Annotated in this window: 25 protein-coding genes and 1 tRNA gene; 14 read left to right on the top strand and 12 right to left on the bottom strand. The window is 72.6% G+C overall.

Features of this window, described 5'->3' with window-relative positions; translation table 11 throughout:
- Nucleotides 1-11: 11 nt before the first annotated feature.
- On the bottom strand, nucleotides 12-1,265 hold the full coding sequence (locus ACWDYF_RS13255; RefSeq protein ID WP_389462969.1) for a low temperature requirement protein A: 1,254 nt from the start codon (nucleotides 1,263-1,265) through the stop codon (nucleotides 12-14).
- 74 nt (nucleotides 1,266-1,339) lie between these two features.
- Here ACWDYF_RS13255 and ACWDYF_RS13250 point away from each other — a divergent pair, with 74 nt between their 5' ends.
- Nucleotides 1,340-1,510, top strand: a complete 171-nt coding sequence (locus ACWDYF_RS13250; RefSeq protein ID WP_018566843.1) for a hypothetical protein — start codon at nucleotides 1,340-1,342, stop codon at nucleotides 1,508-1,510.
- Nucleotides 1,511-1,634: 124 nt separating this feature from the next.
- On the opposite strand, the gene mscL is transcribed toward ACWDYF_RS13250, so the two are convergent.
- The 6 genes from mscL to ACWDYF_RS13220 form a co-directional block, all read right to left on the bottom strand.
- Nucleotides 1,635-2,102, bottom strand: coding sequence for a large conductance mechanosensitive channel protein MscL (gene mscL, locus ACWDYF_RS13245; RefSeq protein WP_018566844.1), 468 nt, complete (start codon nucleotides 2,100-2,102; stop codon nucleotides 1,635-1,637).
- 57 nt (nucleotides 2,103-2,159) lie between these two features.
- The gene (locus tag ACWDYF_RS13240) at nucleotides 2,160-2,879 is read right to left on the bottom strand and encodes an RcpC/CpaB family pilus assembly protein (RefSeq protein WP_389462968.1); all 720 of its coding nucleotides are present in this window, start codon (nucleotides 2,877-2,879) and stop codon (nucleotides 2,160-2,162) included.
- 289 nt (nucleotides 2,880-3,168) lie between these two features.
- Nucleotides 3,169-4,002, bottom strand: coding sequence for an S-methyl-5'-thioadenosine phosphorylase (locus ACWDYF_RS13235; protein ID WP_389462967.1), 834 nt, complete (start codon nucleotides 4,000-4,002; stop codon nucleotides 3,169-3,171).
- Nucleotides 4,003-4,101: 99 nt separating this feature from the next.
- Nucleotides 4,102-4,455, bottom strand: a complete 354-nt coding sequence (locus ACWDYF_RS13230; RefSeq protein WP_381737538.1) for an FmdB family zinc ribbon protein — start codon at nucleotides 4,453-4,455, stop codon at nucleotides 4,102-4,104.
- Nucleotides 4,456-4,522: 67 nt separating this feature from the next.
- Nucleotides 4,523-5,818: an MFS transporter gene (locus ACWDYF_RS13225; RefSeq protein WP_018566848.1), complete on the bottom strand. Its 1,296-nt coding sequence runs from the start codon at nucleotides 5,816-5,818 to the stop codon at nucleotides 4,523-4,525.
- Between the two features lie 353 nt (nucleotides 5,819-6,171).
- Nucleotides 6,172-7,683 (bottom strand): potassium/proton antiporter, encoded by a 1,512-nt coding sequence (locus ACWDYF_RS13220; protein WP_389463303.1) that lies wholly within the window; start codon nucleotides 7,681-7,683, stop codon nucleotides 6,172-6,174.
- A 236-nt stretch (nucleotides 7,684-7,919) separates the two neighbouring features.
- On the opposite strand from ACWDYF_RS13220, the gene ACWDYF_RS13215 reads away from it, so the two are divergent.
- Entirely contained in the window at nucleotides 7,920-10,757 is a 2,838-nt protein-coding gene (locus tag ACWDYF_RS13215; RefSeq protein ID WP_389462966.1) for a penicillin acylase family protein, read from the top strand.
- Between the two features lie 93 nt (nucleotides 10,758-10,850).
- Here ACWDYF_RS13215 and ACWDYF_RS13210 read toward each other — a convergent pair whose 3' ends face one another.
- Nucleotides 10,851-11,465, bottom strand: coding sequence for a 5-formyltetrahydrofolate cyclo-ligase (locus ACWDYF_RS13210; protein ID WP_381737543.1), 615 nt, complete (start codon nucleotides 11,463-11,465; stop codon nucleotides 10,851-10,853).
- A gap of 146 nt (nucleotides 11,466-11,611) precedes the next feature.
- On the opposite strand from ACWDYF_RS13210, the gene galU reads away from it, so the two are divergent.
- The 8 genes from galU (at nucleotide 11,612) to ACWDYF_RS13170 (ending at nucleotide 18,083) form a co-directional block, all read left to right on the top strand.
- Complete coding sequence (gene galU, locus ACWDYF_RS13205; protein ID WP_381737545.1) at nucleotides 11,612-12,514, top strand: UTP--glucose-1-phosphate uridylyltransferase GalU; 903 nt, start codon at nucleotides 11,612-11,614, stop codon at nucleotides 12,512-12,514.
- Nucleotides 12,515-12,519: 5 nt separating this feature from the next.
- Nucleotides 12,520-13,842: a molybdotransferase-like divisome protein Glp gene (glp, locus tag ACWDYF_RS13200; RefSeq protein WP_026252372.1), complete on the top strand. Its 1,323-nt coding sequence runs from the start codon at nucleotides 12,520-12,522 to the stop codon at nucleotides 13,840-13,842.
- Between the two features lie 86 nt (nucleotides 13,843-13,928).
- Nucleotides 13,929-14,462, top strand: a complete 534-nt coding sequence (gene moaC, locus ACWDYF_RS13195) for a cyclic pyranopterin monophosphate synthase MoaC (protein ID WP_381737547.1) — start codon at nucleotides 13,929-13,931, stop codon at nucleotides 14,460-14,462.
- Complete coding sequence (locus ACWDYF_RS13190; protein WP_389462965.1) at nucleotides 14,459-15,016, top strand: MogA/MoaB family molybdenum cofactor biosynthesis protein; 558 nt, start codon at nucleotides 14,459-14,461, stop codon at nucleotides 15,014-15,016. The genes moaC and ACWDYF_RS13190 overlap by 4 nt, the downstream gene beginning before the upstream one ends.
- A gap of 17 nt (nucleotides 15,017-15,033) precedes the next feature.
- Nucleotides 15,034-15,672: a GNAT family N-acetyltransferase gene (locus ACWDYF_RS13185; RefSeq protein WP_389462964.1), complete on the top strand. Its 639-nt coding sequence runs from the start codon at nucleotides 15,034-15,036 to the stop codon at nucleotides 15,670-15,672.
- A 173-nt stretch (nucleotides 15,673-15,845) separates the two neighbouring features.
- Nucleotides 15,846-17,129, top strand: a complete 1,284-nt coding sequence (locus ACWDYF_RS13180) for a gephyrin-like molybdotransferase receptor GlpR (RefSeq protein WP_389462963.1) — start codon at nucleotides 15,846-15,848, stop codon at nucleotides 17,127-17,129.
- 115 nt (nucleotides 17,130-17,244) lie between these two features.
- A tRNA-Ala gene (locus ACWDYF_RS13175) sits at nucleotides 17,245-17,318 on the top strand.
- A gap of 285 nt (nucleotides 17,319-17,603) precedes the next feature.
- A complete protein-coding gene (locus ACWDYF_RS13170; RefSeq protein WP_389462962.1) occupies nucleotides 17,604-18,083 on the top strand; it encodes a barstar family protein in 480 nt (159 codons plus the stop codon).
- Nucleotides 18,084-18,106: 23 nt separating this feature from the next.
- Here the strand turns inward: ACWDYF_RS13170 and ACWDYF_RS13165 are convergent, their stop codons facing one another.
- From ACWDYF_RS13165 to ACWDYF_RS13155, 3 genes are all read right to left on the bottom strand, one after another.
- On the bottom strand, nucleotides 18,107-18,772 hold the full coding sequence (locus tag ACWDYF_RS13165) for a hypothetical protein (RefSeq protein WP_389462961.1): 666 nt from the start codon (nucleotides 18,770-18,772) through the stop codon (nucleotides 18,107-18,109).
- Nucleotides 18,773-18,856: 84 nt separating this feature from the next.
- The gene (locus ACWDYF_RS13160; protein WP_389462960.1) at nucleotides 18,857-20,131 is read right to left on the bottom strand and encodes a hypothetical protein; all 1,275 of its coding nucleotides are present in this window, start codon (nucleotides 20,129-20,131) and stop codon (nucleotides 18,857-18,859) included.
- 70 nt (nucleotides 20,132-20,201) lie between these two features.
- Nucleotides 20,202-20,681 (bottom strand): GNAT family N-acetyltransferase, encoded by a 480-nt coding sequence (locus ACWDYF_RS13155; RefSeq protein WP_389462959.1) that lies wholly within the window; start codon nucleotides 20,679-20,681, stop codon nucleotides 20,202-20,204.
- Nucleotides 20,682-20,773: 92 nt separating this feature from the next.
- On the opposite strand from ACWDYF_RS13155, the gene xth reads away from it, so the two are divergent.
- Entirely contained in the window at nucleotides 20,774-21,577 is an 804-nt protein-coding gene (gene xth, locus ACWDYF_RS13150) for an exodeoxyribonuclease III (RefSeq protein WP_389462958.1), read from the top strand.
- A 47-nt stretch (nucleotides 21,578-21,624) separates the two neighbouring features.
- Here the strand turns inward: xth and ACWDYF_RS13145 are convergent, their stop codons facing one another.
- A complete protein-coding gene (locus ACWDYF_RS13145; protein ID WP_389463301.1) occupies nucleotides 21,625-22,245 on the bottom strand; it encodes a MerR family transcriptional regulator in 621 nt (206 codons plus the stop codon).
- Between the two features lie 223 nt (nucleotides 22,246-22,468).
- Between ACWDYF_RS13145 and ACWDYF_RS13140 the strand changes: the two genes are divergently transcribed.
- The 3 genes from ACWDYF_RS13140 to ACWDYF_RS13130 are packed head-to-tail and all read left to right on the top strand — an operon-like array spanning nucleotide 22,469 to nucleotide 25,868.
- A complete protein-coding gene (locus ACWDYF_RS13140; protein ID WP_389462957.1) occupies nucleotides 22,469-24,025 on the top strand; it encodes a flavin-containing monooxygenase in 1,557 nt (518 codons plus the stop codon).
- Nucleotides 24,022-24,978, top strand: a complete 957-nt coding sequence (locus ACWDYF_RS13135) for an alpha/beta fold hydrolase (RefSeq protein ID WP_381737562.1) — start codon at nucleotides 24,022-24,024, stop codon at nucleotides 24,976-24,978. Before ACWDYF_RS13140 ends, ACWDYF_RS13135 begins: the two co-directional genes overlap by 4 nt.
- The gene (locus ACWDYF_RS13130; RefSeq protein ID WP_389462956.1) at nucleotides 24,975-25,868 is read left to right on the top strand and encodes an SDR family oxidoreductase; all 894 of its coding nucleotides are present in this window, start codon (nucleotides 24,975-24,977) and stop codon (nucleotides 25,866-25,868) included. The genes ACWDYF_RS13135 and ACWDYF_RS13130 overlap by 4 nt, the downstream gene beginning before the upstream one ends.
- Nucleotides 25,869-25,922: the final 54 nt, after the last annotated feature.

Below are 25,922 nucleotides of genomic sequence, written 5' to 3'. Positions count from 1 at the left end.
GGACCACCCCCTCACGCCTCCGGGCGCGCCGCCCCGCTCTCTCCACCCGCGCCGCTCCCGGCGTACATCCGCGCGGTCAGGGTGACTCCCGTCGCCACCGCGAGTGCCGAGACGACGCCCGCGGCGAACACCGCCCACTCGCCCAGGAAGGTGCAGCAGATCACCAGCAGGGCGGCCGTCGGCAGGACGAGCTGCTGGGCGATGCCCACCTTGAAGTGCCGGGCGTGCAGCGCCCAGACCGTGATCAGGTACAGCGCGGTCGGCAGGGTCACGGCGGCCGACGCCGCCAGGGTGGACAGGTGGCTCTTGCCGACGGTCTGCTCCACCGCCACCTCGAGACCCGCGCCGATCGCCGCCGCCGAGGCGAGGATCACGTAGTGGCCGTATCCCCACAGGAACGACTCGCGGTTGGAACGCAGATGGCCGTGGATCGGCACCACGAAGTAGATCCACCAGGCGGAGAAGACGATCAGGAGACCGCCCGCCGCGATCGGCAGCAGCTCGCCCAGCGCGAAGTTCTCGTCGGCGGCCGACTTCACCGCGACCGTGGCCGCCGCGACCGTCTCGCCCAGCACGATGATGGTGAACAGCCCGTACCGTTCGGCGATGTGGTGCGGATGCCAGGAGGTCGCGTAGGCCCGCTCCGCGTACACCGGGACCGCCAGCTCCGCGACGACCATCACCAGGAACACCCACGGCCGGTCCGGCTCCGGCAGCAGGACCAGGCCCAGCCAGCCGACCTGGCACAGCAGCACGCCGGCCGCGTACCTCAGCGCCATGCGCCGCTCCGCGCCCCCGGCGTTGCGCGCCGCGCGCAGCCACTGGGTGGCCATCGCCACCCGCATGATCACGTAACCGAGCCAGACCAGGAAGAAGTCGTGCTCGGCGAAGGCCCGCGAGATGCCCGCCGCCAGCACCAGCACACCGGCGACCTGCACCAGGGTGACGAGCCGGTAGAGCACGTCGTCGTTGTCGTACGCCGAGGCGAACCAGGAGAAGTTCATCCAGGCCCACCAGATGGCGAAGAACGCCATCGCGTAGTTCAGGATGCCCTGCCCCGCGTGGCCCTCCGCCACCGCGTGGACCAGCTCCGCGCCCGCCTGCGCGATCGCCACGACGAAGCACAGGTCGATGAAGAGTTCGAGCGGGGAGGACACCCGGTGTGCCTCGTGGCGGCCGCGCGCGGTCAGCGGGCGCAGCGGCCGGGGGATGCGGGAGGGCTCCGCGGGGCCGGATCCCGGAGCGGAAGCGGAACTGGACGTCATGGCTCCCAGCACAGCAGAAAGCGGCCGGAAAATCCCGTGACGGGCGCCCCTGCCGGGGACCGTACCCTGGAGGCATGAGTAGCGCCCCCGAGCCGCGTGACCCGAAGGCCGCGCTGATCTTCGACGACCCGCTGAGCCAGCAGTCCACGGACGACACCGACCGGGGCTGGGGCGACCGCCCGGACGGCGACTCCGCCGCCGACCTCAGGCGCTTCCTCGACGAGAAGCCGCCGCACCACATCTGACCGCCCCGCCGCTCCCTGCTCCGGCGGCCCCGCCCGGCCGGGCCCGGCACGCTCCGCAGGAGCGGCCCCGGCCCCGGCTCTGCACCCGGGTGCGACGGGCCGGACGGGTGCGACGGGACAGGCGTCAGACCCGGCTGATCCGGTCGTGGTCGCCGCCGCGCTGCGAGACCAGCTCGTCGCGGATCTGCTTGAGCACCTGGAGCTCCGTGCTCTCGATGATCTCGGGAGCCTCCTCCTCGCCCTCCTTGCCCTTCTTCTGGCGGGCCAGGAACTTGGCCATGGGCAGGACCATGAGGAAGTAGACCACCGCCGCGGTGATCAGGAACTGGAGCGTGGCGCCCAGGACCGAGCCCCACATGATCTGGATGCCGTCGTCGCTCTTGCAGCTGGAGCTGAGGCACGAGCTGTAGTGGTCGAGGTTCTTGGTGCCGATCGCCCCGACGACCGGGTTGATCACGCCCTTCACCACCGAGTTGACGATATTGCTGAAGGCGGCGCCGACGACCACCGCGACTGCCAGATCGACGACGTTCCCGCGCATCAGGAAGGCTTTGAAGCCCTGCCAGACGCTCGGGTCCTTCTTCGTACTCACCTCGGGACACTCCTCGGGCATACAGGTTGTAGAACAAACAGCTCAGCAACCTAAGCCTCACCACGGGGTCACCGCCAATCGGGCCGACGCGCTCGCCCCGGCGAGCCGGGCCGCCGTGGAGGGCGGCACAGCCAGCGTGACCAGGGCGTCCTCCCCGCCGCTCGGCCCGCCTGCCAGCGCGGAACGGCCCTCGTCGGTGTTCGTCGTCGAACCGATGTGCGCGCTCGCGCCGGGGTCGGCGCCGACCGGCTGCGGGACATTTCTCACGCGCGCCCCGCGCGCGATCACCCGGGTCCGGCCGCCCGCCGCCGGGTCCGCCACGGCGAACACGTCCACCCGGTCGCCGGGGCGCAGCAGCCTGACCGTCGCGGCGTCGGCGATGCGCACGGGGACGGCCATCGTCCGGACGGCGGGCCGGAGGACCGGGTTGGGGGAGAGGCCCGCGGCCGTCCCCTGCGGCTGTCCGCGGGCGGGAGCGCCGCGCGGGGTGTCCGCTACCAGCCGCGGGCCCGCCGTGACCAGCGCGGCGGCCGTGACCGCGAGCCCGGCCGCCACGGCGCGCCTGCGGTGCCGCAGCAGCCGGCGCAGCCCGTACTGCCCGCCCCGGACCCGGACGGGCGCGAAGTGCGGCACCTCGCAGGGCGCCGGGGTGTCCACGCCCGGGACCGGGTCCGGCGTGCGCGGTCCGGGCGGGTACGGGGAGAACGGGCCGGTGCCGGTGCCGGGGTCGCCGGGGGATGCGGGGCCTGCGGGCGGACGCGGGGACGACAGGGACATGGGAGCCACCACCTGTGCTCGGGGACCGGTGCGGGACCGGCTTGCGATGCCACGATGCGGCTTCGCGCCGGACGCCGCCGGCGCCCGTGGGCTACTGGCGGGTTGTGGACAACCCCGTCACCCGAAGGAGAGCTTCCACCGACCGTGCGTCCCCAGCCGTCCAGCCTGGCCCCCAGCCCAGCCCAGCCCAGCCCGGCCCGGCCCGGCCCGGTCGGTCGTCCCCGGCAGCAGCCCGCACCCCGTCCGACCAGCAGCCGCCCGCCCGAGCAGCACCCCCGACCCTCTCCGCCTACGGCAGCGCGAAGCCCGGATCCATCCCGCCCAGCGCCCCCGTGCACAGGCAGTTCCGCTCCGCGGTGGCGGGCAGGGCGGCCACCGCGTCGAACAGCATCCCGCGCAGTCGCTCCACATTGGCGGCGAACACCCGCAGCACCTCCTCGTGGGAGACGCCCTCGCCGCTCTCCGCGCCCGCGTCGAGGTCGGTGACCAGGGTCAGCGAGGTGTAGCAGAGCTCCAGCTCACGGGCGAGTGCCGCCTCGGGGTGACCGGTCATGCCCACCACGGACCAGCCCTGCGCCTGGTGCCACAGGGATTCGGCGCGGGTGGAGAAGCGCGGCCCCTGCACCACGACGAGGGTGCCGCCGTCCACGGCGGCCCAGTCGCGCCCGTGCGCGGCCTTCAGCGCGGCGGCCCGTCCGGTGGGGCAGTAGGGGTCGGCCAGAGAGACGTGCACCACGCCCGGCACCGTGCCGTCGGGCAGCGGCAGCCCGTCGAAGTAGGTCTGCTCCCGGGACTTCGTCCGGTCCACGAACTGGTCCGGCACCAGCAGGGTTCCCGGCCCGTACTCCGGGCGCAGACCGCCGACCGCGCACGGCCCGAGCACCTGGCGCACCCCCACGGAGCGCAGCGCCCACAGGTTGGCGCGGTAGTTGATGCGGTGCGGCGGGAGGTGGTGGCCGCGGCCGTGCCGGGGCAGGAAGGCGACCCGGCGGCCGGCGACCTCCCCGAGGAAGAGGGAGTCGCTGGGTGACCCGTACGGCGTGTCGACCTGGACCTCGGTCACGTCGTCCAGGAACGAGTAGAAGCCGGACCCGCCGATGACACCGATCTCTGCGTTCGCCATGCACCGCACCCTAGCCGCCCGCACAGCCCGCGCACCCGCCGCGCGGGCAGGCCGAGGACCCCGCTGCCGTGCGACGGCGGGGTCCCGGTGAACGTGATGTCAGGCGGCGGAGCTGCCGGCCGAGCTCGTGGACGAGGACGCCGAGGATGACGAGCCGGAACCGGACGACGACGATCCGGACGACGACGTCGACGAGGACGAACCCGCATCGGACGACGACGTCGAGGAGCCGCCCGCAGACTTCGACGACGAGGCCGGGCTGCTGCTCGACGAGGAGCCGCGGCTGTCGTTGCGGTAGAAGCCGGATCCCTTGAAGACAATGCCGACCGCGGAGAACACCTTCTTCAGGCGGCCACTGCAGTTGGGGCACTCGGTGAGCGCGTCGTCGGTGAACTTCTGCACCGCCTCGAGGCCCTCGCCGCACTCGGTGCACTGGTACTGATAGGTGGGCACTGTCTTCCTCCTGGCACTCTCACTCGATGAGTGCTAACGACGGTCCATAGTGACGTATTCCCCGGGATCAGTCCACTGCGACAGGTGCGCGGTGACCGACGCCACGTGCCACCGTGCGGCTGTCGGACCGGGTGGCGAGCCGTGACCGCAGGGTGAGCAGGGTCAGCAGCGCGAGCACGGTACCGGCCATCGGGACCAGGAAGCCGGCGCCGCCCCAGAGGTGGTCCTCCAGCTGTCCGGCCACGGTGACGGCGGCGGCCTGGCCGAGCGCGACCGCCCCGGTCAGCCAGGTGAACGCCTCGGTCCGGGCGCCCGCCGGGACCAGGCCCTCCACCAGCGTGTAGCCGGTGATCAGCGCGGGCGCGATGCACATGCCGACCAGCAGGCCGAGCGCGGCGAGCAGCAGCACCGAGTGCGCGGTCCACAGCGCGGAGGCGGTCACCGCCAGCGCGGCGTAGCCGATGACCAGGCGGCGCTGCGGGGCGACCTTCCAGGCGATGGCGCCGCAGACGATGCCGGAGAGCATGTTGCCGGCGGCGAACGTGCCGTACAGGACGCCGTTCAGGCCGGGCTCGCCGATCGACTCGGTGAACGCGGCCAGCGAGACCTGCATACCGCCGAAGACGGAGCCGATGCCCAGGAAGGTCACGATCAGTACGCGCACACCGGGGACGCGCAGGGCCGGGACGTGCTCCACGCGCGCGTGCCCGCCGCCGGAGACGGACGGCTGGGTGCGCTTCTGCGCGGCGAAGAGCAGTCCGCCGACCAGGGTCAGCGCGGACTCCGTGAGCAGACCGGCCGCCGGGGTGACGGCCGTGCACAGGGCGGTGGCGAGCAGCGGGCCGAAGACGAAGGTCAGCTCGTCGGTGACCGACTCGAAGGCCGCCGCGGTGGTCATCAGCGGGGAGCCCTTGAGGGTGACGCCCCAGCGGGCGCGCACCATGGGGCCGACCTGGGGCACCGAGGCGCCGGTCGGCACGGCCGCGACGAAGAGCACCCACAGCGGGGCGTGCGCCAGCGCGAGCGCCGTCAGGGTGAGCCCGGCCGCGGCGTGCACCAGGACGCCGGGCAGCAGGACGGCGCGCTGTCCGTAGCGGTCGGCGAGCCGTCCGCTGTAGGGCGCGAACACGGCCATGGAGACGCCGGTGACGGCCGCGGTGGCGCCCGCGGCACCGTAGGAGCCGGTGGTGTGCTGCACCAGCAGCACGATGGAGATGGTGAGCATCGCGAACGGCTGGCGTGCCGCGAATCCGGGGAGCAGGAACGTCCAGGCGCCGCGGGTGCGCAGCAGTTGCCCGTATCCGGGGCGGGAGGATGCCGGCGAGGTCTTCGCGGGGTCGGTGGTGGTGACCGCGGATCCCACGGCCCGTGCCTTTCTGCCGCCTGGTGGCGCGGGCCCTCGGGTACGGGCGCGCCGAGAGCTGTCCTCTTGCGCGGACTGCGGTAGATGCCGGCGCCCGCAGAGATGAGGGGGCGTCCCGACCGCCATACGGTCGCGCCAGCTCTGCGTCAGGCAGAGTTGGTTCGATCAGGGTGCGCCTTCATCGTACAGGGACGCGGGGGCCCCGCCCCTGTGAAAGCGAGCACCATGGGCGGCTCGCCCCCACCTTCGAAACCCCCGGCCCCGCGCGGCGCAGACCCCGTACGGCGCAGCTCCCGTACGGGCAGCCCTCGGACGCGGGCGCAGCCCCCGGACGCGCCGGGCGCGAGGCGGAGTCACCCCGGCCCGCTCGCCCCCGCCCCGTTGGCGCCCAGCCAGCTCGCCAGCTTGCCGCCCCGGCCGACCGCGCGCAGGCGGCGTTCCGCGGCCTCGCGGACCGGATCGGTGGCGACGACGAGGAGCTCGTCGCCGCGCCTGAGGACGGTCGTGGGCAGCGGGACAAACGATTTTCCGTCGCGGACGACCAGGGTGACCGCGGATCCGGCGGGCAGCCGCAGCTCGGCCACCTCCACACCGTGCATCCGCGACCCCTCCGGGATGGCGACGGACAGCAGATGGCCGCGCAGCCGCTCCAGGGGCGCCGACTCGATGCCGAGGTCGGCGGCCTCCTCCCCGCCGCCCAGCCGGAGCTTGCGGGCCAGCCAGGGCAGCGTCGGGCCCTGCACCAGGGTGTAGACGACGACGAGCACGAAGACGATGTTGAAGATGCGCCCGCTGGCGTCGACGCCGTTCACCATGGGGATGGTGGCCAGGATGATGGGGACGGCGCCGCGCAGCCCGGCCCAGGACATCAGGGCCTGTTCGGGCCAGGGCACCCGGAAGGGCAGCAGGCTGACCAGCACGCTCAGCGGCCGCGCGACCATGGTCAGGACCAGGCCGATCAGCAGGGCGGGCACGAAGTCGTCGACCAGTTCGTGCGGGGTGACCAGCAGGCCGAGCAGGACGAACATGCCGATCTGGGCGATCCAGCCGAGCCCCTCGGCGAAGCCGCGGGTGGCGGGCCAGTGCGGCAGCTTGGCGTTGCCGAGGATCATCGACGCCAGGTAGACGGCCAGGAAGCCGCTGCCGTGGGCCAGCGCTCCGGCGGCGTAGGCGGTGACCGCGATCGCCATCACGGCGATGGGGTAGAGGCCGGAGGCCGGCAGGGCGACGTGCTTGAGGCCCCAGGAGCCGAGCCAGCCCACCGCGAGTCCGATGGCCACGCCGATGGCCAGTTCCAGCGCTATCTCGCCCAGCAGCACGTACCAGTGCTCCACCGGGCCCGCCGTGGAGAAGGCGACGACCAGGATGACCACCGGGGCGTCGTTGAAGCCGGACTCGGCCTCCAGCGTGCCCGTCACGCGCGCGGGCAGGGGGATGCGGCGCAGCACGGAGAAGACGGCCGCCGCGTCGGTCGAGGAGACCACCGCGCCGACGATGAGGGCCTGGCGCCATTCCAGGCCGGTCAGGTAGTGGGCGCCGGCCGCCGTGACGCCGACACTGACCGCGACCCCGAGCAGCGCCAGTACGGAGGCGGACGGCAGAACCGGCCGGATCTCCTTCCACTTCGTACCGAGCCCGCCCTCGGCGAGGATCACCACGAGGGCCGCGTAGCCGATGACCTGGGTCATCTCGGCGTTGCTGAAGTGGATGTGGCCGAGACCGTCCGCACCCATGACGATGCCGATCCCCAGGTACACGAGCAGGCTGGGGAGCCCGCTGCGGGAGGAGATCCGCACCGCCGCGACCGCGACGAGCAGGACGAGGGAGCAGGCGAGCAGGAGCTGGTTGAGGTGGTGGACAGTCAGTGGCGGTTCCTTCCCCGAGTTCTCGGCATTCTCCGGCTTCGCCGTTCTCCGGCTGCACCAGTTACTTCGTTACCTTACCTAACTCTTGACGCGTTCTTGACGCCTTCACGACGGTGATCGAACGCTCGTGCCCGCCGGGATGCGACTCCGCGTCAAGGGGCACCGGGCCCTGCGCCTATGGTTGCTCCAGCACTCCAGTACCGCCTGCCGCTCGCGTTAGGACAGCAAGGACAGCGATGCCCCCCAACACCACCGCCACAACGGGTGACAAGCCCGGCAAGTCCGGCAGGAAGAAGGGGCGAAAAGCCCGACTGATCGTGCTTGTCCTGGTGCTGGCCATCATCGGAGGCATCGCCTACGGGGCCTACTGGTCCGTCAGCACCGTCCGCGCCTCCTTCCCGCAGACCAAGGGCTCGACCACGCTCCAGGGCCTGTCCGGGCCCGTGGACGTGAAGCGGGACGGCTACGGCATCCCGCAGATCTACGCCTCCTCCCCGGAGGACCTGTTCATGGCGCAGGGCTTCGTCCAGGCGCAGGACCGGTTCTACGAGATGGACGTGCGCCGGCACATGACCTCCGGCCGGCTGTCGGAGATGTTCGGCAAGGGACAGGTCGACAACGACGAGTTCCTGCGCACGCTGGGCTGGGACCGGGTCGCGCAGCAGGAGTACGACAAGAAGCTGTCGCCCGCCACCAAGAAGTACCTCCAGGCGTACTCCCAGGGGGTCAACGCCTACCTCAAGGGCCGCGACGGCGCTGACATCTCCCTGGAGTACGCGGCGCTGGGCTTCACCAACGACTACAAGCCCGCCCTGTGGACGCCCGTCGACTCGGTCGCCTGGCTGAAGGCGATGGCCTGGGACCTGCGCGGCAACATGCAGGACGAGATCGACCGCGCCCTGATGACCAGCCGCCTCGGCCCCAAGCAGATCAAGGACCTGTACCCGGACTACCCGTACAGCCGGAACAAGCCGATCATCACCCAGGGCCGGTACGACGAGTCCGAGGGCGCGTTCGACGGCGGGGCGGGCGGTACCGGCTCGCCCGGCGGTTCCGGCGCCGACCCCGGCTCCGACGGCACGGGCCTGCCGGACAGCGGCTCCGGAGTGCCCGCCTCGGGCACCACCGACACCGGCACAGGCACCGACACGGGCACCTCGGACTCGGACGGCTCGGGCGTGCAGAGCCAGCTCTCGGGCCTGCGCAGCGTGATGCAGAACCTGCCCGCCGCGGTCGGGGTGAACGGCGACGGCATCGGCTCCAACTCCTGGGTGGTCGCCGGGAAGCACACCATCACCGGCAAGCCGCTGCTCGCCAACGACCCGCACCTGGGCGCCTCGCTGCCGTCCGTCTGGTACCAGATGGGTCTGCACTGCCGTGCTGTGTCCGGCAAGTGCCCCTACGACGTCACCGGCTACACCTTCGCGGGCATGCCCGGTGTGGTCATCGGCCACAACCAGGACATCGCCTGGGGCATGACCAACTCCGGCGTCGACGTCACCGACCTGTACCTGGAGAAGCTCAGCGGCGACGGCTACCTGCGCGACGACAAGACGGTGCCCTTCCGGACCCGGCAGGAGACCATCAAGGTCGCGGGCGGGACGTCCAAGAAGATCGTCGTCCGTGAGACGGAGAACGGGCCGCTGCTGTCCGACCGCGACGACGAACTGGTCCAGGTCGGCAAGAAGGCCCAGGTCGACACCGCGGCCCCGGACCGCGGCGACGGCTACGCGATCGCCCTGAAGTGGACCGCGCTCCAGGCGGGCACCACCATGGACGCCGTCTTCGCCATCGACCAGGCCAAGGACTGGAGCGGCTTCCGCGCGGCCGCGGCGAAGTTCGACGTGCCCTCGCAGAACCTGGTCTACGCCGACACCCGCGGCAACATCGGCTACACCCTGCCCGGCCGCATCCCCAAGCGCGCCAAGAGCGACGACGGCTCGGTCCCGGCGCCGGGCTGGGACTCGAAGTACGACTGGAAGGGCTACCTCAAGCAGGGCCAGCTGCCCTACGAGTACAACCCGAAGCGCGGCTACATCGTCACCGCCAACCAGGCCGTGGTGGACCCGGCCGCATACCCGTACCGGCTCACCACGGACTGGGGCTACGGCACCCGCAGCCAGCGGATCGCCGATCTGATCCAGTCGAAGATCGACGGCGGCGGCAAGATCTCCACCGACGACATGCGCCAGATGCAGATGGACAACAGCAGCGAGATCGCCAAGCTGCTGGTGCCGATGCTGCTGAAGATCGACATCGGCGACAAGGACGTCCGGCAGGCGCAGAAGCTGCTGGAGGGCTGGGACTACACCCAGGACGCCGACTCGGCGGCGGCGGCGTACTTCAACGCGGTGTGGCGCAACATCCTCAAGCTCGCCTTCGGCAACAAGCTGCCCAAGGAGCTGCGGGTCGAGGGCCAGTGCCTGTGGGTGGAGCCGACCGGCAACACCGGGCCGGTGGACGAGACCACCAAGGTGCGCGAGTGCGGCGAGCGCTCGGCCGACCAGGCGCAGCCGGACGGCGGCGACCGCTGGTTCGAGGTGGTGCGCAACCTGGTGAAGCAGCCGGACAGCGACTGGTGGAAGGTGCCGGCCTCCGGTACCCGCCCCAAGGCCGAGAACCGCGACCAGCTCTTCGCGCGCGCCCTGATCGACGCCCGCTGGGAGCTGACCTCCAAGCTCGGCAAGGACATCGACACCTGGAACTGGGGCCGCCTGCACCGCCTGTTCCTGAAGAACCAGACCCTGGGCACCGAGGGGCCCGGCTTCCTGAAGTACATCCTCAACCGGGGTCCCTGGAAGCTCAGCGGCGGTGAGGCCGCGGTCAACGCCTCCGGGTGGAACGCCGCGGGCGGCTACGGCGTCGTGTGGGTGCCGTCCATGCGGATGGTGGTCAACCTCGCCGACCTCGACAAGTCCAAGTGGATCAACCTCACCGGTGCCTCCGGGCACGCCTTCAGCGCCCACTACACCGACCAGACGGACAAGTGGGCCAAGGGCGAGCTGCTGCCCTGGTCGTACTCGGCCGGCGCGGTCGACAAGAGCACGAGCGACACCCTGGTGCTCAAGCCGTGAGCCGCTGACCGGGGCACCCCGGCCACCGCGAAGGCCCTCCACGCGCGCGTGGAGGGCCTTCGCCGTACCAGGGGCAGGGACCCGCCTCGGCGCTCAGGCGAGGCGCCGGACCCCCGAGGGGGTCACCACCGCCTGCACCGGCCGGTCGTGCGGCTCGGCCGGGACGTGTCCGACGACCTCGCGGTCGTAGAGCAGCACCACGAGCGCGGGCCGCGCCTGCGCCCGCTCCAGCCGGGCGAGGACCCGGTCGTAGGAGCCGCCGCCGCGGCCCAGCCGCATCCCGCGCCCGTCGGCCGCCAGACCGGGCAGCAGGACCACGTCGGCCGCGGCCACGGCGTCCGGGCCGAGCCGCTGCCCGGCCGGTTCGAACAGCGCCATCCGGCCGCCGTGGCGCACGCGCGCGAGGGACCCCTCTCCGGCGTACGCGCCCCAGTCCAGGTCGTTGTCCGGCAGCAGCGCGGGCAGCAGCACGCGCACCCCCCGCGCGCGCAGCGCGTCGAGCAGCGCCAGGGTGCCCGGCTCGGTGCCCACGGAGACGTACGCGGCCACCGTGCGCGCCCCGGCCAGCTCGGGCAGCTCCAGCGCGCGCCGGGCCAGTGCCTCGCCCGCCTCGCGCACGTCGTCCGCGGTCAGCCGGTCGCGCGCCGCGAGGAGTTCCTGCCGCAGGGCCCGTTTGCCGGGTGCCGCGGTCCGTCCGATGTGGCTCAAGGTCGCTTCCGTGCCCTTCGTCGATGAGTGACCGATGAGTGCTCGATGAGTGTTCGCCGAGTGCTCGAAGAGTAAATGCGCTCATATGTGAGCCAATGAACCGGAGGCGCGGAGCCCCCGCAAACGCAGCGGCTAAGGTTTCCGCCATGAGTCACGCGCACCCCAGGATCAGCAAGGCTGTCATTCCCGCAGCAGGTCTCGGCACCCGGTTCCTGCCGGCCACCAAGGCCACTCCCAAGGAGATGCTGCCGGTCGTGGACAAGCCCGCGATCCAGTACGTGGTCGAGGAGGCCGTCTCCGCCGGTCTCGACGACGTCCTCATGGTGACGGGCCGCAACAAGCGCCCGCTGGAGGACCACTTCGACCGCAACTACGAGCTGGAATCGGCCCTGGAGAAGAAGGCCGACGCCGAACGGCTCGCCAAGGTGCGGGAGTCCAGCGACCTGGCGATGATCCACTACGTCCGCCAGGGCGACCCGAAGGGACTGGGGCACGCGGTGCTCTGCGCCGCCCCGCACGTGGGGGAGGAGCCGTTCGCCGTCCTGCTCGGTGACGACCTGATCGACCCGCGCGACCCGCTGCTCCAGCAGATGATCGAGGTGCAGGGGCGCCACGGCGGCAGCGTCGTCGCCCTCATGGAGGTCGAGCCCGAGCAGATCCACCTCTACGGCTGCGCGGCCGTGGAGGCCACCGCGGACAGCGACGTCGTCCGGGTCACCGGCCTGGTCGAGAAGCCGGAACCGGCCGACGCCCCCTCGAACTACGCCATCATCGGCCGCTACGTCCTCGACCCGCACATCTTCGAGATACTGCGCAGGACCGAGCCCGGCCGCGGCGGCGAGATCCAGCTCACCGACGCCCTCCAGCGCCTGGCGGAGACCGAGACCGCCGGCGGCCCGGTGCACGGCGTCGTCTTCAAGGGCCGCCGCTATGACACCGGCGACCGCGGCGACTACCTCCGTGCCATTGTCAGACTCGCGTGCGAACGTGAGGACCTGGGTCCCGGCTTCCGGACCTGGCTTCAGCGGTACGTAGCCGAGGAGATGTGACGACGTTGAGCAGTGCAGCGCACCACACCGCAGACCCGGACCGCCTGTGGTCGGTGGACGAGCACCTGGAGGACGTCCTCACCACCGTCCGCCCGCTCGAACCCATCGAGCTGCAACTGCTCGACGCCCAGGGGTGCGTCCTCGTCGAGGACGTCATGGTGCCCCTGTCCCTGCCGCCGTTCGACAACAGCTCCATGGACGGCTACGCGGTGCGGGTCGCCGACGTCGCCGGTGCCAGCGAGGAGTTCCCGGCGTCCTTGGAGGTCGTCGGGGACGTCGCCGCGGGCGCGGCCGACCCGGTCCGGGTCGGACCGGGGCAGGCCGCCCGGATCATGACCGGCGCCCCGCTGCCGCCCGGTGCCGAGACCGTCGTCCCGGTGGAGTGGACCGACGGCGGGCTCGGCGAGGGCCCGGTGAGCGGGATGCGGGCCCGCAGCCTCGCCCCGGAGGGCGCCACCGGGCAGGTGCGCGTCCACCGTCCCGCCGAGGCACGCGCGCACGTGCGCGCCAGCGGCAGCGACGTCCAGGCAGGCGACCTCGCCCTGAAGGCCGGCACGGTCCTCGGGCCGCCGCAGCTCGGACTGCTCGCCGCGATCGGCCGCGGCACGGTACGCGTGCGCCCGCGCCCGCGCGTGGTGGTGCTGTCCACCGGCAGCGAACTGGTCCAGCCCGGCGAGCAGCTGGCGGGCGGCCAGATCCACGACTCCAACAGCTTCGCTCTGACCGCGGCGGCCCGCGACGCCGGCGCCATCGGCTACCGGGTGGGCGCCGTCGCCGACGACGCCGACACCCTGCGCTCCACCATCGAGGACCAGCTCGTCCGCGCCGACCTGCTGGTCACCACCGGCGGGGTCAGCGTCGGCGCGTACGACGTCGTCAAGGAGGCGCTGTCGCACGTCGGGGACGAGGACGAGCCGGGCGGCGGGGTGGAGTTCCGCAAGCTCGCCATGCAGCCCGGCAAGCCCCAGGGGTTCGGCACCGTGGGCCCCGACCACATCCCGCTGCTCGCGCTGCCCGGCAACCCGGTCTCCTCCTACGTCTCCTTCGAACTGTTCGTGCGCCCCGCGATCCGCACCCTGATGGGCCTGCCGGACGTCCACCGGCCCACCACGCGCGCGAAGCTGGTCTGCGACAAGGCGCTCACCTCGCCGCGGGGCCGCAGGCAGTTCCTGCGCGGGACGTACCGGGACGGCGAGGTGCGGCCGGTCGGCGGCTCCGGATCGCATCTGGTCGCGGCCCTCGCGCAGGCCGACTCCCTCATCGTCGTCCCCGAGGACGCCGAGTCCGTCGAGTCCGGCACCGAGGTCGAGGTGGTCCTGCTCGGCTGACCGGCCCGGATTGGCGGTAGCGTGTCGCGCACAACAGGCCCGCGCGCCGCACCGCGCCGGGCCCGGACCGGGAGCGCCACACGAGCATGAGCACGCAGGACCGACCCCCGCACGACCCCCGCGCCGCGGCGCCTCGCCCCGAGGGACCCGAAGGCCGCCTCACGCACCTCGACGAGGCGGGCGCCGCCCGGATGGTCGACGTGTCCGGCAAGGACGTGACCGCGCGCACCGCCCGCGCCAGCGGACGCGTCCGTGTCGCGCCCCGCGTGATCGAGCTGCTGCGCGGCGAGGGCGTCCCCAAGGGCGACGCCCTGGCCACCGCGCGGATCGCCGGGATCATGGGTGCCAAGCGCACCCCGGACCTCATCCCGCTGTGCCACCCGCTGTCGGTGTCGGGTGTGGAACTGGACCTGTCGGTCGCGGACGACGCCGTGGAGATCACGGCGACCGTGAGGACGACGGACCGCACGGGCGTGGAGATGGAGGCGCTCACCGCGGTCTGCGTCGCCGGGCTCACCGTGGTCGACATGGTCAAGGCGGTGGACAAGGGGGCGGTCATCACGGACGTCCGGGTCGAGGAGAAGACGGGCGGCAAGTCGGGCGACTGGAGCCGGGCATGACACTCGACACGCCGCCCGGCGGCACACCGTCCGGCGGTGCGCCCGCCGCGCCGTACCGGGCGCTGGTGGTCACCGCCTCCAACCGGGCCGCCGCCGGGGTCTACGAGGACCGGGGCGGGCCCCTGATCGCCGCGGCCCTCGGCCGTCTCGGCTTCACCGTCGACGGGCCGCGCGTCGTCCCGGACGGCGACCCGGTCCGGGCCGCGCTGAGCGCCGCCGTCGAGGCCGGGTACGACGTCGTGGTCACCACCGGCGGCACCGGCATCTCGCCCACCGACCGCACCCCGGAGGCGACCCGCCGGGTGATCGACCGCGAGGTGCCGGGCATCGCCGAGGCGATCCGGGCCTTCGGCCGCCAGAAGGTGCCGACCGCCGCGCTGTCCCGCGGGCTGGCCGGGGTCGCCGGACGGACCCTGATCGTCAACCTGCCGGGCTCCACCGGCGGGGTGAAGGACGGACTGGCGGTGCTGGAGCCGCTGTTGACACACGCGGTGGACCAGGTGCGCGGCGGCGACCATCCCCGGCCCGCCGCCGAGGACGGGGGTGCGAGCTGAACGGCCCCGCCTGGCCCGTGGTGCTCGCCGAGGGCGATGTCGTCCTGCGGCCGATAAGGCTGCGCGACCAGCGGGCCTGGCGCGAGGTCAACCGGCGCAACCGGAACTGGCTCCGGCCCTGGGAGGCGACGATCCCGCCGCCCGCCCCCGGCGGCCCCCTCACCCACCGGCCGACCTACCGGCAGATGGTGCGGCATCTGCGCGCGGAGGCCAGGGCGGGCCGGATGCTGCCGTTCGTCATCGAGCACGAGGGGCGCCTGGTCGGGCAGTTGACGGTGGCCGGGATCACCTGGGGCTCGATGTGCTCGGGGCACGTCGGCTACTGGGTGGACGAGGCGGTGGCGGGCCGCGGGGTCATGCCCACGGCCGTGGCGCTGGTCGTGGACCACTGTTTCCGCGCGGTCGGGCTGCACCGCCTGGAGGTCTGCATTCGCCCGGAGAACGGCCCGAGCCGCCGGGTCGTGGAGAAACTCGGATTCCGCGAGGAGGGGCTGCGGCCCCGATATCTCCACATCGACGGGGCCTGGCGGGACCACCTGGTCTTCGCGCTGACCGCCGAGGAGGTGCCGGACGGACTGCTGAGCCGCTGGCGCCGCACCCGCGCCGCGCGCGCCTCGGGCAACACGCCCGGTGGCGGCACGAGCCCCGAAAATTGAATAAGTGTTCGAATTCGGCCGGTGTGCGATCACACTCGTGCGGGGAATTTCCCCACTTTGACGGTCTGCTGATCGCATCGGTCGCAAAAAAAGTTCGAAATATCAGCCAGATCGTGCGACACACCGGCTCAATTGGCCGATGGCCAGATGCAAACCCCTCTACGGTGTGAGACGTGAGCAGCAGCGGCCTCATCTACGCAGTCATTGTCGGGGCCTGGGCCGCCTACTTGGTGCCGATGTGGCTCCGTAGGCAGGACGAGCTGAACGAGGCCCGTCCGACGGAACGCTTCAGCACCGCCATCCGGCTGCTGTCCGGACGGGCGGGCATGGAGCGCCGTTACGCCAGGGACCTCAGGGCGCGCTCCACCGAGGAGGGGGAGTCCAGCGCCGCCGATCCGGACGCCGTCACCGACCCGGTGGACGTCCGGGCCTTCGCCGTGCCCCCGGGCCGCACACCGGAACGGGACCAGCAGCGCGCAGCGGAACGCGACCAGCCGCGCGAGCCGGTACGGGAGCGGCACGCGGCCCGGAACCGGCCGCAGCCGCCGCGCGAGCGCGCGGAGGTGCCCGCGCCCGCGAGCGCGCCGGACTCCGCTCCGGTGCCGCAGCCGACCGGCACCGACGACGTGCCCGCCCGCACCCGGATCCCGGCGGCCCGGCGCGCCCCAGGCGCGGAAGCCGCCGCGGCCCGCGCCCGGCGTACGCGGGTGCTCGCGCGCCGCCGCCGCACCACCGTCGTCCTCTTCCTCGCCTTCACCGTGGGCGCCGTCGTCGCCGCGGTCGGCGGGCTCGCCTTCCTGTGGGCACCGGCCGCGCCCGCCGTGCTGCTCAGCGCGTACATCGCCTATCTGCGCACCCAGGAACGCAACCGCTTCGCCTACCAGATGGACCGCCGCCGCGCCGAGGCCGCCGCGCAGCGGCTGCGGGAGAACCGGCGCCAGCCGCGCCGCCGCGCCGCCCTGGGCCCGGACACGGAGGCGGACACGGAGGAACCCGACGCGGGCCCCGAACCGGAGACCGATCCCGGCCTCTCCGCGCTCGCCGCCGACCGGCGCGCCCTGGTCGAGCAGACCGACCACGCCGAGTGGCTCGACCAGCAGCAGCGCGAGCGCAGGCGGCGCCCCGGCCGGGGCGAGAGCTGGGAGCCGGTGCCCGTGCCGCTGCCGACGTACGTGACCGCGCCGGTCGCCCCGCGCGCCACCTCGGACGTCGACCTCGGCGCCCCGGACACCTGGAGCTCGGCGCGCTCCTCCGCGGTCCTGCCCGAGCAGGAGGCGGCCCCCGCCGCCGAGGAGCCGCAGGCGCCCGCCCCGGACGCCGCGGAGGACCGCCCGGCCGCCGACGGCCGCAGCGACGCCCGCCGCGCCGCCTCGGCCCGCCGCTCCCGCGAGCGCGGGCGCACCCCGCTCTTCGACCAGTACGAGGACGGCGACCGGCCGCGCGCGGCCAACGAGTAGCCGCCCGGCCCCGGTGACACCGCCTCAGAAGCCCCCCGGCACCCCGCCCGCTGACCAGGCCGGGAACGGATTTCCAACCAGCCGGATGAGGATGCTAGAGTTTCACTCGTTGCAAGGGCCTGTGGCGCAGTCCGGTAGCGCACCTCGTTCGCATCGAGGGGGCCAGGGGTTCAAATCCCCTCAGGTCCACGCATCACGAGATCCCGTCCGATCTGATCGATCGGACGGGATTTCGGCGTTTCCGGTATTGGTTCGGAGTGCGTCCGAACGAGGCCGATGCCGGGGGTGGGTGTCCGGCGGTCGTGGGCCTGGGTTTCGGGGGTGGTTCCGGTGCGTCTGGCGTTCTGGCGCCGTCGGTGGGCGCGTGTGATCCCCGCTCGTAGTGTGAAGGCCCCAGGTGGTCGTGCAGATCTCCGGATCCGGGATGGCGGGTCGGCCGCGGCGATGCTGATCGACCAGCAGGGAACCGTTGGCGTGCACGGCTCAATTTCCGTCGAGGAGCCCTTCCGTCTCCTCCCCCAGGCGACCGAGCGTCTCGAAAGCCGCGGCTTCCGCGTGATCCGCCTGGACGCCGGCCAGTGGAACACGGAGCGGGACATGCACCGTGCCATGGCCACGGCCCTGGACTTCCCCGGCTACTACGGGCACAACCTGGACGCGTTCAACGACTGCCTCGGCGACGTGGCCTGCTACGGCGGCTACGACGATGCTCCCGAGGGCGCCGGACTGGTCCTCGTCCTCTCCCGCTACGACCGGTTCGCGACGACCTGCCCCAGGGCGGCACAGGTCGTCCTGGACATCATCGCCGCCCGCGCCCGCCAGGCGGCCGAACTTCGCCGCCGTCTGATCTGCCTGGTCCAGAGCAGCGACCCGCGGATCCGGTTCGGGTCCGTCGGCGCCATGACCGTCCTGTGGAACAACGGCGAACGGCCGGACGCCGACCGTGGCGCGTAGGACAGGGAGCCCTCTCCACGGGGTCAGAGCGCGGACCGGTCCTGGACGGCATAGCCCAGCGCGCGAGCCTGCGCGGCCACTGTCGCGAAGTCGGCCGTGGAGGACAACGAGGTCACCGTCCGACGGGTCAGCGGCGCCCGAGCCAGGACTGCCGTCACGGCGTCACGGTCGACGGTCCGCTCGAAACAGTCCTCGGCGAAGCTGACGTAGGCGTCCGCGCTGCCGTCGGTGAGAAGGCCGAACAGCCAGTCGCTCCCGTCCGACTCGTCGTCGTACGTGACCGGACCGCACTGCCACGCCTCACCATCCTTCTCGCGCCACACGCACACCGTCGCGTCGAAGAACCCGTCGAACTGGAACTCCGGTGCCGCCGGATAGTGCGCGAGCGACGAGGGCAGACCGTCGAGGAGGCCAGGCCAATGCGCGCGGGGCCACTCTCGCCATGGTGTGGCATCACTCTCGTGATCGAACCCGTAGAGGAACACCCCGGCCGGATCGAACACGACGGCGTACTGGTCACCAGAACCGTTGTCCATGAAGGCCAGATCGACGTCTTCGCGCCAGTCGGAGACGAACGAGTGGGTGGGAGCGCTCGCGTCGAGGATGGCATCGAGCAGTGCCAGTGCCCGACAGCGGACACGCAGAACATCGGGATCGGGCAGCAGGGCCACCAGCGTGTGGACAGTCATGGCCTCATTCAACTGCCCGCCACTGACATCTCCCGCGGTGCGTCCAAGTGCGGGAAGGATCTCCGGTCAGCTGGGAAGCGGTCCTCAACAGCTCCGTCCCGCCTGGTCAGACGCATGCGTCAGGTCGTCGAGGACGAGGTCCGGGAGGACGGCCAGTCCCAGGTTCCGGAGATCCACGTTCGGGCTGGCCCCCTTCTCCACGACGGAGGGGAGCCAGGAGCTCAGGCGGTCCAGTGCGGGTGCCAGTCCTTCTCTGTCGTCGCCGAGCAGGGCCGCCATCAACGACACGACATCCGCGCGGGAGCTGCCCGGCGGCGCCGGAAGAACGGCGAGACCTGAGAGTACGCGCTGGTCACGAGTGCCGCAGAGCGCCGCGAGAGCGGTGAGAGCGAAGCGGACGGCATCGGGTCCGGCATCCCAGCGGGACAGCAGCCCCGGCAGATCGCTGCCGATGGCCCGCCGGGTCAGGTGCTCAGCCGCAGACTCCTGAGGGGTGTCCCCGAGTGCGGTGAAGCGGTCGGCCAGGGAGACCGCGGTTGCCGGCCCCGAAGCGGCGAGCCGCAGCAGGTCGCCGAGCAGAATCAACCGGCTGCCGGGCGCTACGCCGTCGTCGCGGACCAGTTCCATGAGGAACGGGACCGCCTCGACCGTGGCGATGGTGCAGGTGCCTTGGTGCGCCACGGCGTCCGCGAGTTCGCCGAGGAACTCGTCCGCCGTCTCATAGGGATCGCCGAACGCGAACTCCTCGTCGAGCAGCCACCCCACGGCGTCGGGCGCGCCCTCCGCGCTGCCGTACATGCGTTCGGCGACCGCCACCGCGGCCCGGACCAGCGTCGCGGGCTCACCGGTTCCGCTGTTCTTCCACGGCGGTCCGGCCCAGGGACGCGCGGGGTCCTCGGGCAGCGGACCCGGAAGGGCGACATCGGCACCGGTCCGCTCATGGACCAGGCCGTCCCGTACGAAGCCCCTTTCGAGAGTCGTGGCATGCCCCTCGCTGTACCCCTGCTGGAATCCGTCGTGGGCACGGGCGACCTGGGCCACCCGGATCCGCTCGCTCCGGAGGAACGGTTCGAGCGCCAGGCGCTCGTACCCGCTGTGGACGGCCAGCGAGAAGACCTGCCACCACCCCTCCAGGCCGGGGTCCATCGACGGCCTGCCGTGCCAGAAGCTCGACGGATCGAACCTGAAGTGATCATGGACGCGCACCGCCGTCAGACGGTGCCCGGTCCCGGACAGCTCAGCCGCGGCGGCGCGGGCGGCGTCCTCGTCCGGCAGGCTCAGCGTGTACTGGACTCCCCAGGCGGGAGGCGCCGCGGCCCCCGCGCCGCGGCGCGGGGCGTCTCGGGAACCATGTGTCATGGGGCAGATCATCTACGGCGCCACTGACAGGGCGGGGTGCCGTTCCGGCCGCCCGCCCGACCGCCCGCCGTCACCGCAGCGGCTTGGCGTAGCAGAGGCTCGACTCGTACTCCCGGTAGTAGCCGAACTTGGCGCAGGGCTCGTAGCCGCTGGAGGCGTACAGGGCGATGGCCTCGGGCTGCTGGTCGCCGGTCTCCAGGACCATGCGGGCGCGGCCGGCCGCGCGGGCGTCCTCCTCCAGTGCGGCGAGGATGCGGCGGGCCAGGCCCCGGCCGCGCATGGACTCGATCACGAACATGCGCTTCAGCTCGGCGTCGCCGTCCTCGTTGCCCTCGGCGTTCTTGTCCTGGCTGCGCCAGCCGCCGGTGGCGACGGGGGTGCCGTCCTCGTCGTAAGCGATCAGGTAGACGCCGTGCGGCGGACGGAAGTCGGCCGGGTCCAGGTGGGTGGCGTCGCCGCCGTCGCCGTAGCGCACGTGGTACTCGGCCTGGACCTCGTCGTTCAGCTTGAGGGCGTCGGGGTGGTCGAAGGCGACAGGACGAATGAACATGTTGGATACCGTATATCGATGCAGTGGGTAACGGGAGAGGGTGCCTCGGGTCTCTTACGGGACCCCGTCCAGTGTGCCGGTAAAGTGCCCGAGTGCTCACTGTGACCTCCGCCAACGTCAATGGACTGCGTGCCGCCGCGAAGAAGGGCTTCGTGGAGTGGCTCGCGCTGACCGGCGCCGACGTGCTCTGCCTCCAGGAGGTGCGCGCCGAGCCGCAGCAGCTGCCCGAGCAGGTGCGCACGCCCGACGGCTGGCACGCCGTGCACGCCCCCGCCGCCGCCAAGGGCCGCGCGGGCGTCTCCCTCTACACCCGCCGCGAGCCGGACGCCGTCCGTGTCGGCTTCGGCTCCGCGGAGTTCGACGGCAGCGGGCGCTACGTCGAGGCCGACCTGCCGGGTGTGACGGTCGCCTCCCTCTACCTGCCCTCCGGCGAGGTCGGCACCGAGCGGCAGGACGAGAAGTTCCGGTTCATGGGTGAGTTCCTCGCCCACCTCAAGGAGCTGCGCGAGCGGGCCGCCGCCGACGGACGCGAGGTCCTGGTCTGCGGCGACTGGAACATCGCCCACCAGCAGGCCGACCTGAAGAACTGGCGCGCCAACCAGAAGAACTCCGGCTTCCTGCCCGAGGAGCGGGAGTGGCTGAGCCGGGTCCTGGACCCGGCGGACGGCGGCTATGTAGACGTCGTGCGCGCCCTGCACCCGGACGTGGCGGGGCCGTACAGCTGGTGGTCGTACCGGGGGCGGGCCTTCGACAACGACGCGGGCTGGCGCATCGACTACCACCTGGCCACCCCGAAGCTCGCCGGCCGGGCGGTCAAGGGGTTCGTGGAGCGCGCCGCCACCCACGCCGAGCGCTGGTCGGACCACGCGCCCGTGACGGTCGTCTACGACCTGTAGGGCCCTGCCGACCGCGCCCTCCGCGACCCGGAGGGGTCCCGGCGCCCTCACGCCCCCTTGTTCAGCCGCCGGTCCAGGGCCATCGACAGTTCCGCGTCCACCACGCTCTTCGCCAGGGGGCGCAGGCGGTGGAGGTTCTGCTCGAGGCCGTGGTGGGTGATGAGGTCGGTGAAGAGGTCGGCGAGGGCCTCGGCGTGGGCGCGGACGCGGTGGCCGGCGGCCAGGACCGCGGCCAGCGGGATGCCCTCGCGGACCAGGGCGGCGGAGACGTCGAGCAGCCGGCGGCTGACGTGGACGATCTCGTCGCCGTCGGTGCCGAGGTAGCCGAGGTCCATGGCGGCGGCCAGGTTCTCCGCGGTGACCTCGCCCGCGAAGTGGTCGGCGAGCTCCTCGGGGGTGAGGCGGACCGGGGTCTCCTCGGTGGGCTCGCCCACGCCGAGCAGGTCGCCGACGTCGCGGCCGTGGTCGAACGCCTCGGCCAGCTCGGCGATGCCGCTGAGCGTGTGGCCGCGTTCCAGCAGGGCCGTGATGGTGCGCAGCCGGGCCAGGTGATGGTCGTCGTACCAGGCGATACGGCCCTCGCGGCGGGGCGGGGGTATCAGTTTGCGTTCGCGGTAGAAGCGCAGGGTGCGCACGGTGATGCCGGCCAGCCGCGCCAGCTCCTCCATGCGGTACTCGCGCGGGCCGCCGCCCTGCCCGTCCGGTCGTCCAGCGTCCTCAGCCACACCGGCAGCCTATGTTGTACCGCCGGTAACTTTCCCGGCCCCGACCCCTACCGATCGGTACGCCGCTCCTCTACGCTCCCCATTGCGCCAGTGTTCACTGGCAGAGTCGCTGGAGGCTGGGCCCGCGGCACGTACGCGGGTCACGCGAGGCATGGAGGGGCGCTCAATGGCCGAGCACGAGGACGAGCACGTACGGGTGGCGGTGATCGGGTCCGGGTTCGGCGGACTGGGCGCCGCGGTACGCCTGCGCCGGGAGGGGATCACCGACTTCGTCGTGCTGGAGCGCGCGGACAGCGTCGGCGGCACCTGGCGGGACAACAGCTATCCCGGGTGCGCCTGCGACGTGCCCTCCCACCTCTACTCCTTCTCCTTCGCGCCCAACCCGGAGTGGCCGCGCACCTTCTCCGGCCAGCAGCACATCCGCTCCTATCTGGAGCAGGTCGCCGACACCTTCGGGCTCCGTCCGCACCTGCGCTTCGGCTCCGAGGTGAAGAAGGCGGCCTGGAACGCCGAGCGGCTGTGCTGGGAGATCGAGACCAGCGGCGGCAACCTCAGCGCGGACGTCGTGGTCTCCGCGACCGGACCGCTGTCCGACCCGAAGATCCCGGCCGTCAAGGGCCTGGACACCTTCCCCGGCAAGGTCTTCCACTCCGCCCGCTGGGACCACGACTACGACCTCGCGGGCAAGCGGGTCGCCATGGTCGGCACCGGCGCCTCCGCCATCCAGATCGTGCCGTCCATCCAGCCCCAGGTCGCCCGTCTCACGCTCTTCCAGCGCACCCCGCCGTGGGTGATGCCCCGCGTCGACCGCGCCATCAGCGGCCTGGAGCGCTCCCTGCACCGCGCGGTGCCCGCCACCACCCAGCTGCGCCGCGGACTGCTGTGGGGCATCCGCGAACTCCAGGTGCAGGCGTTCACCAAGCGGCCCGACGAACTCGGCTTCGTCGAGAAGATCGCCAAGCGCAACATGGCCCGCGCCGTCAAGGACCCGGCGCTGCGCGCCAAGCTCACCCCCGACTACCGCATCGGCTGCAAGCGGATCCTGCTCTCCAGCGCCTACTACCCGGCGCTCGCCCGGGACAACGTGGACGTGGTGGCCAGCGGGCTCAGCGAGATCCGCGGCTCGACCGTGGTCGCCGCCGACGGCACCGAGACCGAGGTCGACGCGATCATCTTCGGCACCGGCTTCCACGTCACGGACATGCCGATCGCCGAGCGGGTCGTCGGCGCGGACGGCCGCACGCTGGCGGAGACCTGGAAGAACGGCATGGCCGCGCTGCGCGGCGCCACCGCGGCCGGGTTCCCGAACTGCATGACGGTCATCGGCCCCAACACCGGCCTCGGCAACTCCTCGATGATCCTCATGATCGAGTCCCAGCTGAACTACATGGCCGACTATCTGCGCCAGTTGGACGTCCTCGGCGCCGGGACCGCCCTCGACGCCCGGCAGAGCGCGGTGGACGACTGGAACCGCAAGGTGCAGGAGCGTATGAAGCGCACCGTGTGGAACACCGGCGGCTGCACCAGCTGGTATCTGGACGCGGCCGGCCGCAACACCACCGTCTGGCCCGGCACCACCACCGAGTTCCGCCGCGCCACCCGGCGCGTGGACCTCGCCGAGTACGAGGTCGTCCGGGCCCCCAAGGCGTCCAGGACCCCCGGGACCGGCGCGACCGGGGCCCCCGCGCCCGCCGCGTCCCGGCCCGCAGAGGTGCAGGCATGAGCCGGCCGACCCGCGTCACGGACGGCCCGTACGCCCCGCCCGTGCCCGCCCGCGAACTCACCGTCGCCTCCAGCGGCGGCGCCCGGCTGCACGTGGAGGTGCACGGGCCCGAAGGGGCGCCCGCGGTCGTCCTCGCGCACGGCTGGACCTGTTCCACCGCCTTCTGGGCCGCGCAGATCCGCGAACTCGCCGCCGACCACCGGGTGATCGCCTACGACCAGCGCGGCCACGGCCGCAGCCCCGCGCACGAGGTGTGCAGCACCGAGGCGCTCGCCGACGACCTGGAGGCCGTGCTCGCCGCGACCCTCGCCCCGGGCGAGCGGGCGGTGGTCGCGGGCCACTCCATGGGCGGGATGACGGTGCTGGCCGCGGCCGGGCGGCCCGGCTTCCGGGAGCACGCGGCAGCCGTCCTGCTGTGCAGCACGGGCAGTTCGCGGCTGGTCGAGGAGGCCACCGTCGTGCCGCTGCTGCGGGCCGGCCGCCTGCGCACCGGGCTGACCCGGCGGATCCTCGGCTCCCGGGCCCCGCTCGGACCGGTCACACCGCTCGCCCTGCGGATCCTCAAGTACGCCACGATGGGCCCGCGTTCGGCACCGCACGCGGTCGAGGCGTGCGCCCGGATCGTGCACGCCTGCCCGCGCCGGGTGCGCCACGCCTGGTCCCGGGTGCTGGACTCGCTCCAGCTCGACGCGGGCGCACGGCAGGTGCGGGTGCCCGCCGCGGTGCTCGTGGGCACCGCCGACCGGCTCACGCCGCCGGTGCACGCCCGGTCGCTGGCGGCGGCGCTGCCGCAGTGCGTGGGCCTGACCGAACTGCCCGCGCGCGGCCACATGACCCCCATGGAGGCCCCGGACCAGGTCACCGGGAAGATACGGGACCTCGTCGCCGGGCACATACGCGCACGCGGCACCGGAAACGACAACGACACCGCACGGATCGGAGAGGGCGCATGAGCAGGTTCCCGCTGGAGGGACAGGTGGCGGTCGTCACGGGCGCCGCGCGGGGCGTCGGCGAGCTGCTCGCCCGCAAACTCTCCGCGCGCGGCGCGCGGGTGGCGCTGGTGGGCCTGGAGCCGGACGCGCTCAAGCAGGTCGCCGAGCGGCTGCACGGCGAGAGCGGCCACTGGCACGCCGACGTCACCGACCACGAGGCGATGGCCCGGGTGGCGGCCGAGGTGAAGGAGCGGTTCGGCCGGGTGGACATCGTCGTCGCCAACGCCGGTGTGGCGACCGGCGGTCCGTTCGCCGACTCCGACCCCGAGTCCTGGCGGCGGGTGATCGAGGTCAACCTCATCGGCTCGGCGGTCACCGGCCGGGCGTTCCTGCCCGCGCTGACCGAGAGCCGGGGCTACCTCCTCCAGGTCGCCTCGCTCGCCGCGATGACCCCGGCGCCGATGATGACGGCGTACTGCGCCTCCAAGTCCGGTGTGGAGGCGTACGCGCACAGCCTGCGCGCCGAAGTCGGCCACCGGGGCGTGCGGGTGGGCGTGGCGTATCTGTCGTGGACCGACACGGACATGGTGCGCGGGGCCGATCAGGACGACGTCATGCGGGAGTTGAGGCAGCGGCTGCCGTGGCCGGCCAACAAGACGTATCCGCTGGGCCCGGCCGTGGACCGGATCGTGGACGGTGTCGAGCGGCGCTCCAGTCATGTCTACGGGCAGTGGTGGCTGCGCGGGATGCAGGGGATGCGCGGGTATCTGCCGGGCGTCATCGGGACGGTGGGGCAGCGGGAGATGCGGCGGTTCGCGGACCGGCTGACGGGCATGCGCACCGGGCTCGTCGGAGCGGGCGGCGCTGCCGACGAACAGCACCGGACGGTGTCGACTACCGAACGTCACTGATCGACATGCACAGGGTCACCGCCCGTGTGAATCTGGTCGAGGCCGGTCCCCTCA

The sequence above is a fragment of the Streptomyces sp. NPDC003284 genome, from assembly GCF_053589675.1.
Note: the sequence above shows the minus strand (reverse complement) of the source record. Positions and strands in the feature narration are given on the sequence as shown.

Bases quoted from the DNA above. Each gene is read 5' to 3' on its own strand.
- ACWDYF_RS13135 (WP_381737562.1), top strand. From the start codon at position 24,022: ATGAGCCGGCCGACCCGCGTCACGGACGGCCCGTACGCCCCGCCCGTG.
- ACWDYF_RS13145 (WP_389463301.1), bottom strand. From the start codon at position 22,245: ATGGAGGAGCTGGCGCGGCTGGCCGGCATCACCGTGCGCACCCTGCGC.
- ACWDYF_RS13255 (WP_389462969.1), bottom strand. From the start codon at position 1,265: ATGACGTCCAGTTCCGCTTCCGCTCCGGGATCCGGCCCCGCGGAGCCC.
- ACWDYF_RS13160 (WP_389462960.1), bottom strand. From the start codon at position 20,131: ATGACACATGGTTCCCGAGACGCCCCGCGCCGCGGCGCGGGGGCCGCG.
- ACWDYF_RS13235 (WP_389462967.1), bottom strand. From the start codon at position 4,002: ATGGCGAACGCAGAGATCGGTGTCATCGGCGGGTCCGGCTTCTACTCG.
- moaC (WP_381737547.1), top strand. From the start codon at position 13,929: ATGAGCACGCAGGACCGACCCCCGCACGACCCCCGCGCCGCGGCGCCT.
- ACWDYF_RS13140 (WP_389462957.1), top strand. From the start codon at position 22,469: ATGGCCGAGCACGAGGACGAGCACGTACGGGTGGCGGTGATCGGGTCC.
- ACWDYF_RS13165 (WP_389462961.1), bottom strand. From the start codon at position 18,772: ATGACTGTCCACACGCTGGTGGCCCTGCTGCCCGATCCCGATGTTCTG.
- ACWDYF_RS13215 (WP_389462966.1), top strand. From the start codon at position 7,920: ATGCCCCCCAACACCACCGCCACAACGGGTGACAAGCCCGGCAAGTCC.
- ACWDYF_RS13190 (WP_389462965.1), top strand. From the start codon at position 14,459: ATGACACTCGACACGCCGCCCGGCGGCACACCGTCCGGCGGTGCGCCC.
- ACWDYF_RS13130 (WP_389462956.1), top strand. From the start codon at position 24,975: ATGAGCAGGTTCCCGCTGGAGGGACAGGTGGCGGTCGTCACGGGCGCC.
- ACWDYF_RS13155 (WP_389462959.1), bottom strand. From the start codon at position 20,681: ATGTTCATTCGTCCTGTCGCCTTCGACCACCCCGACGCCCTCAAGCTG.
- galU (WP_381737545.1), top strand. From the start codon at position 11,612: ATGAGTCACGCGCACCCCAGGATCAGCAAGGCTGTCATTCCCGCAGCA.
- ACWDYF_RS13250 (WP_018566843.1), top strand. From the start codon at position 1,340: ATGAGTAGCGCCCCCGAGCCGCGTGACCCGAAGGCCGCGCTGATCTTC.
- ACWDYF_RS13240 (WP_389462968.1), bottom strand. From the start codon at position 2,879: ATGTCCCTGTCGTCCCCGCGTCCGCCCGCAGGCCCCGCATCCCCCGGC.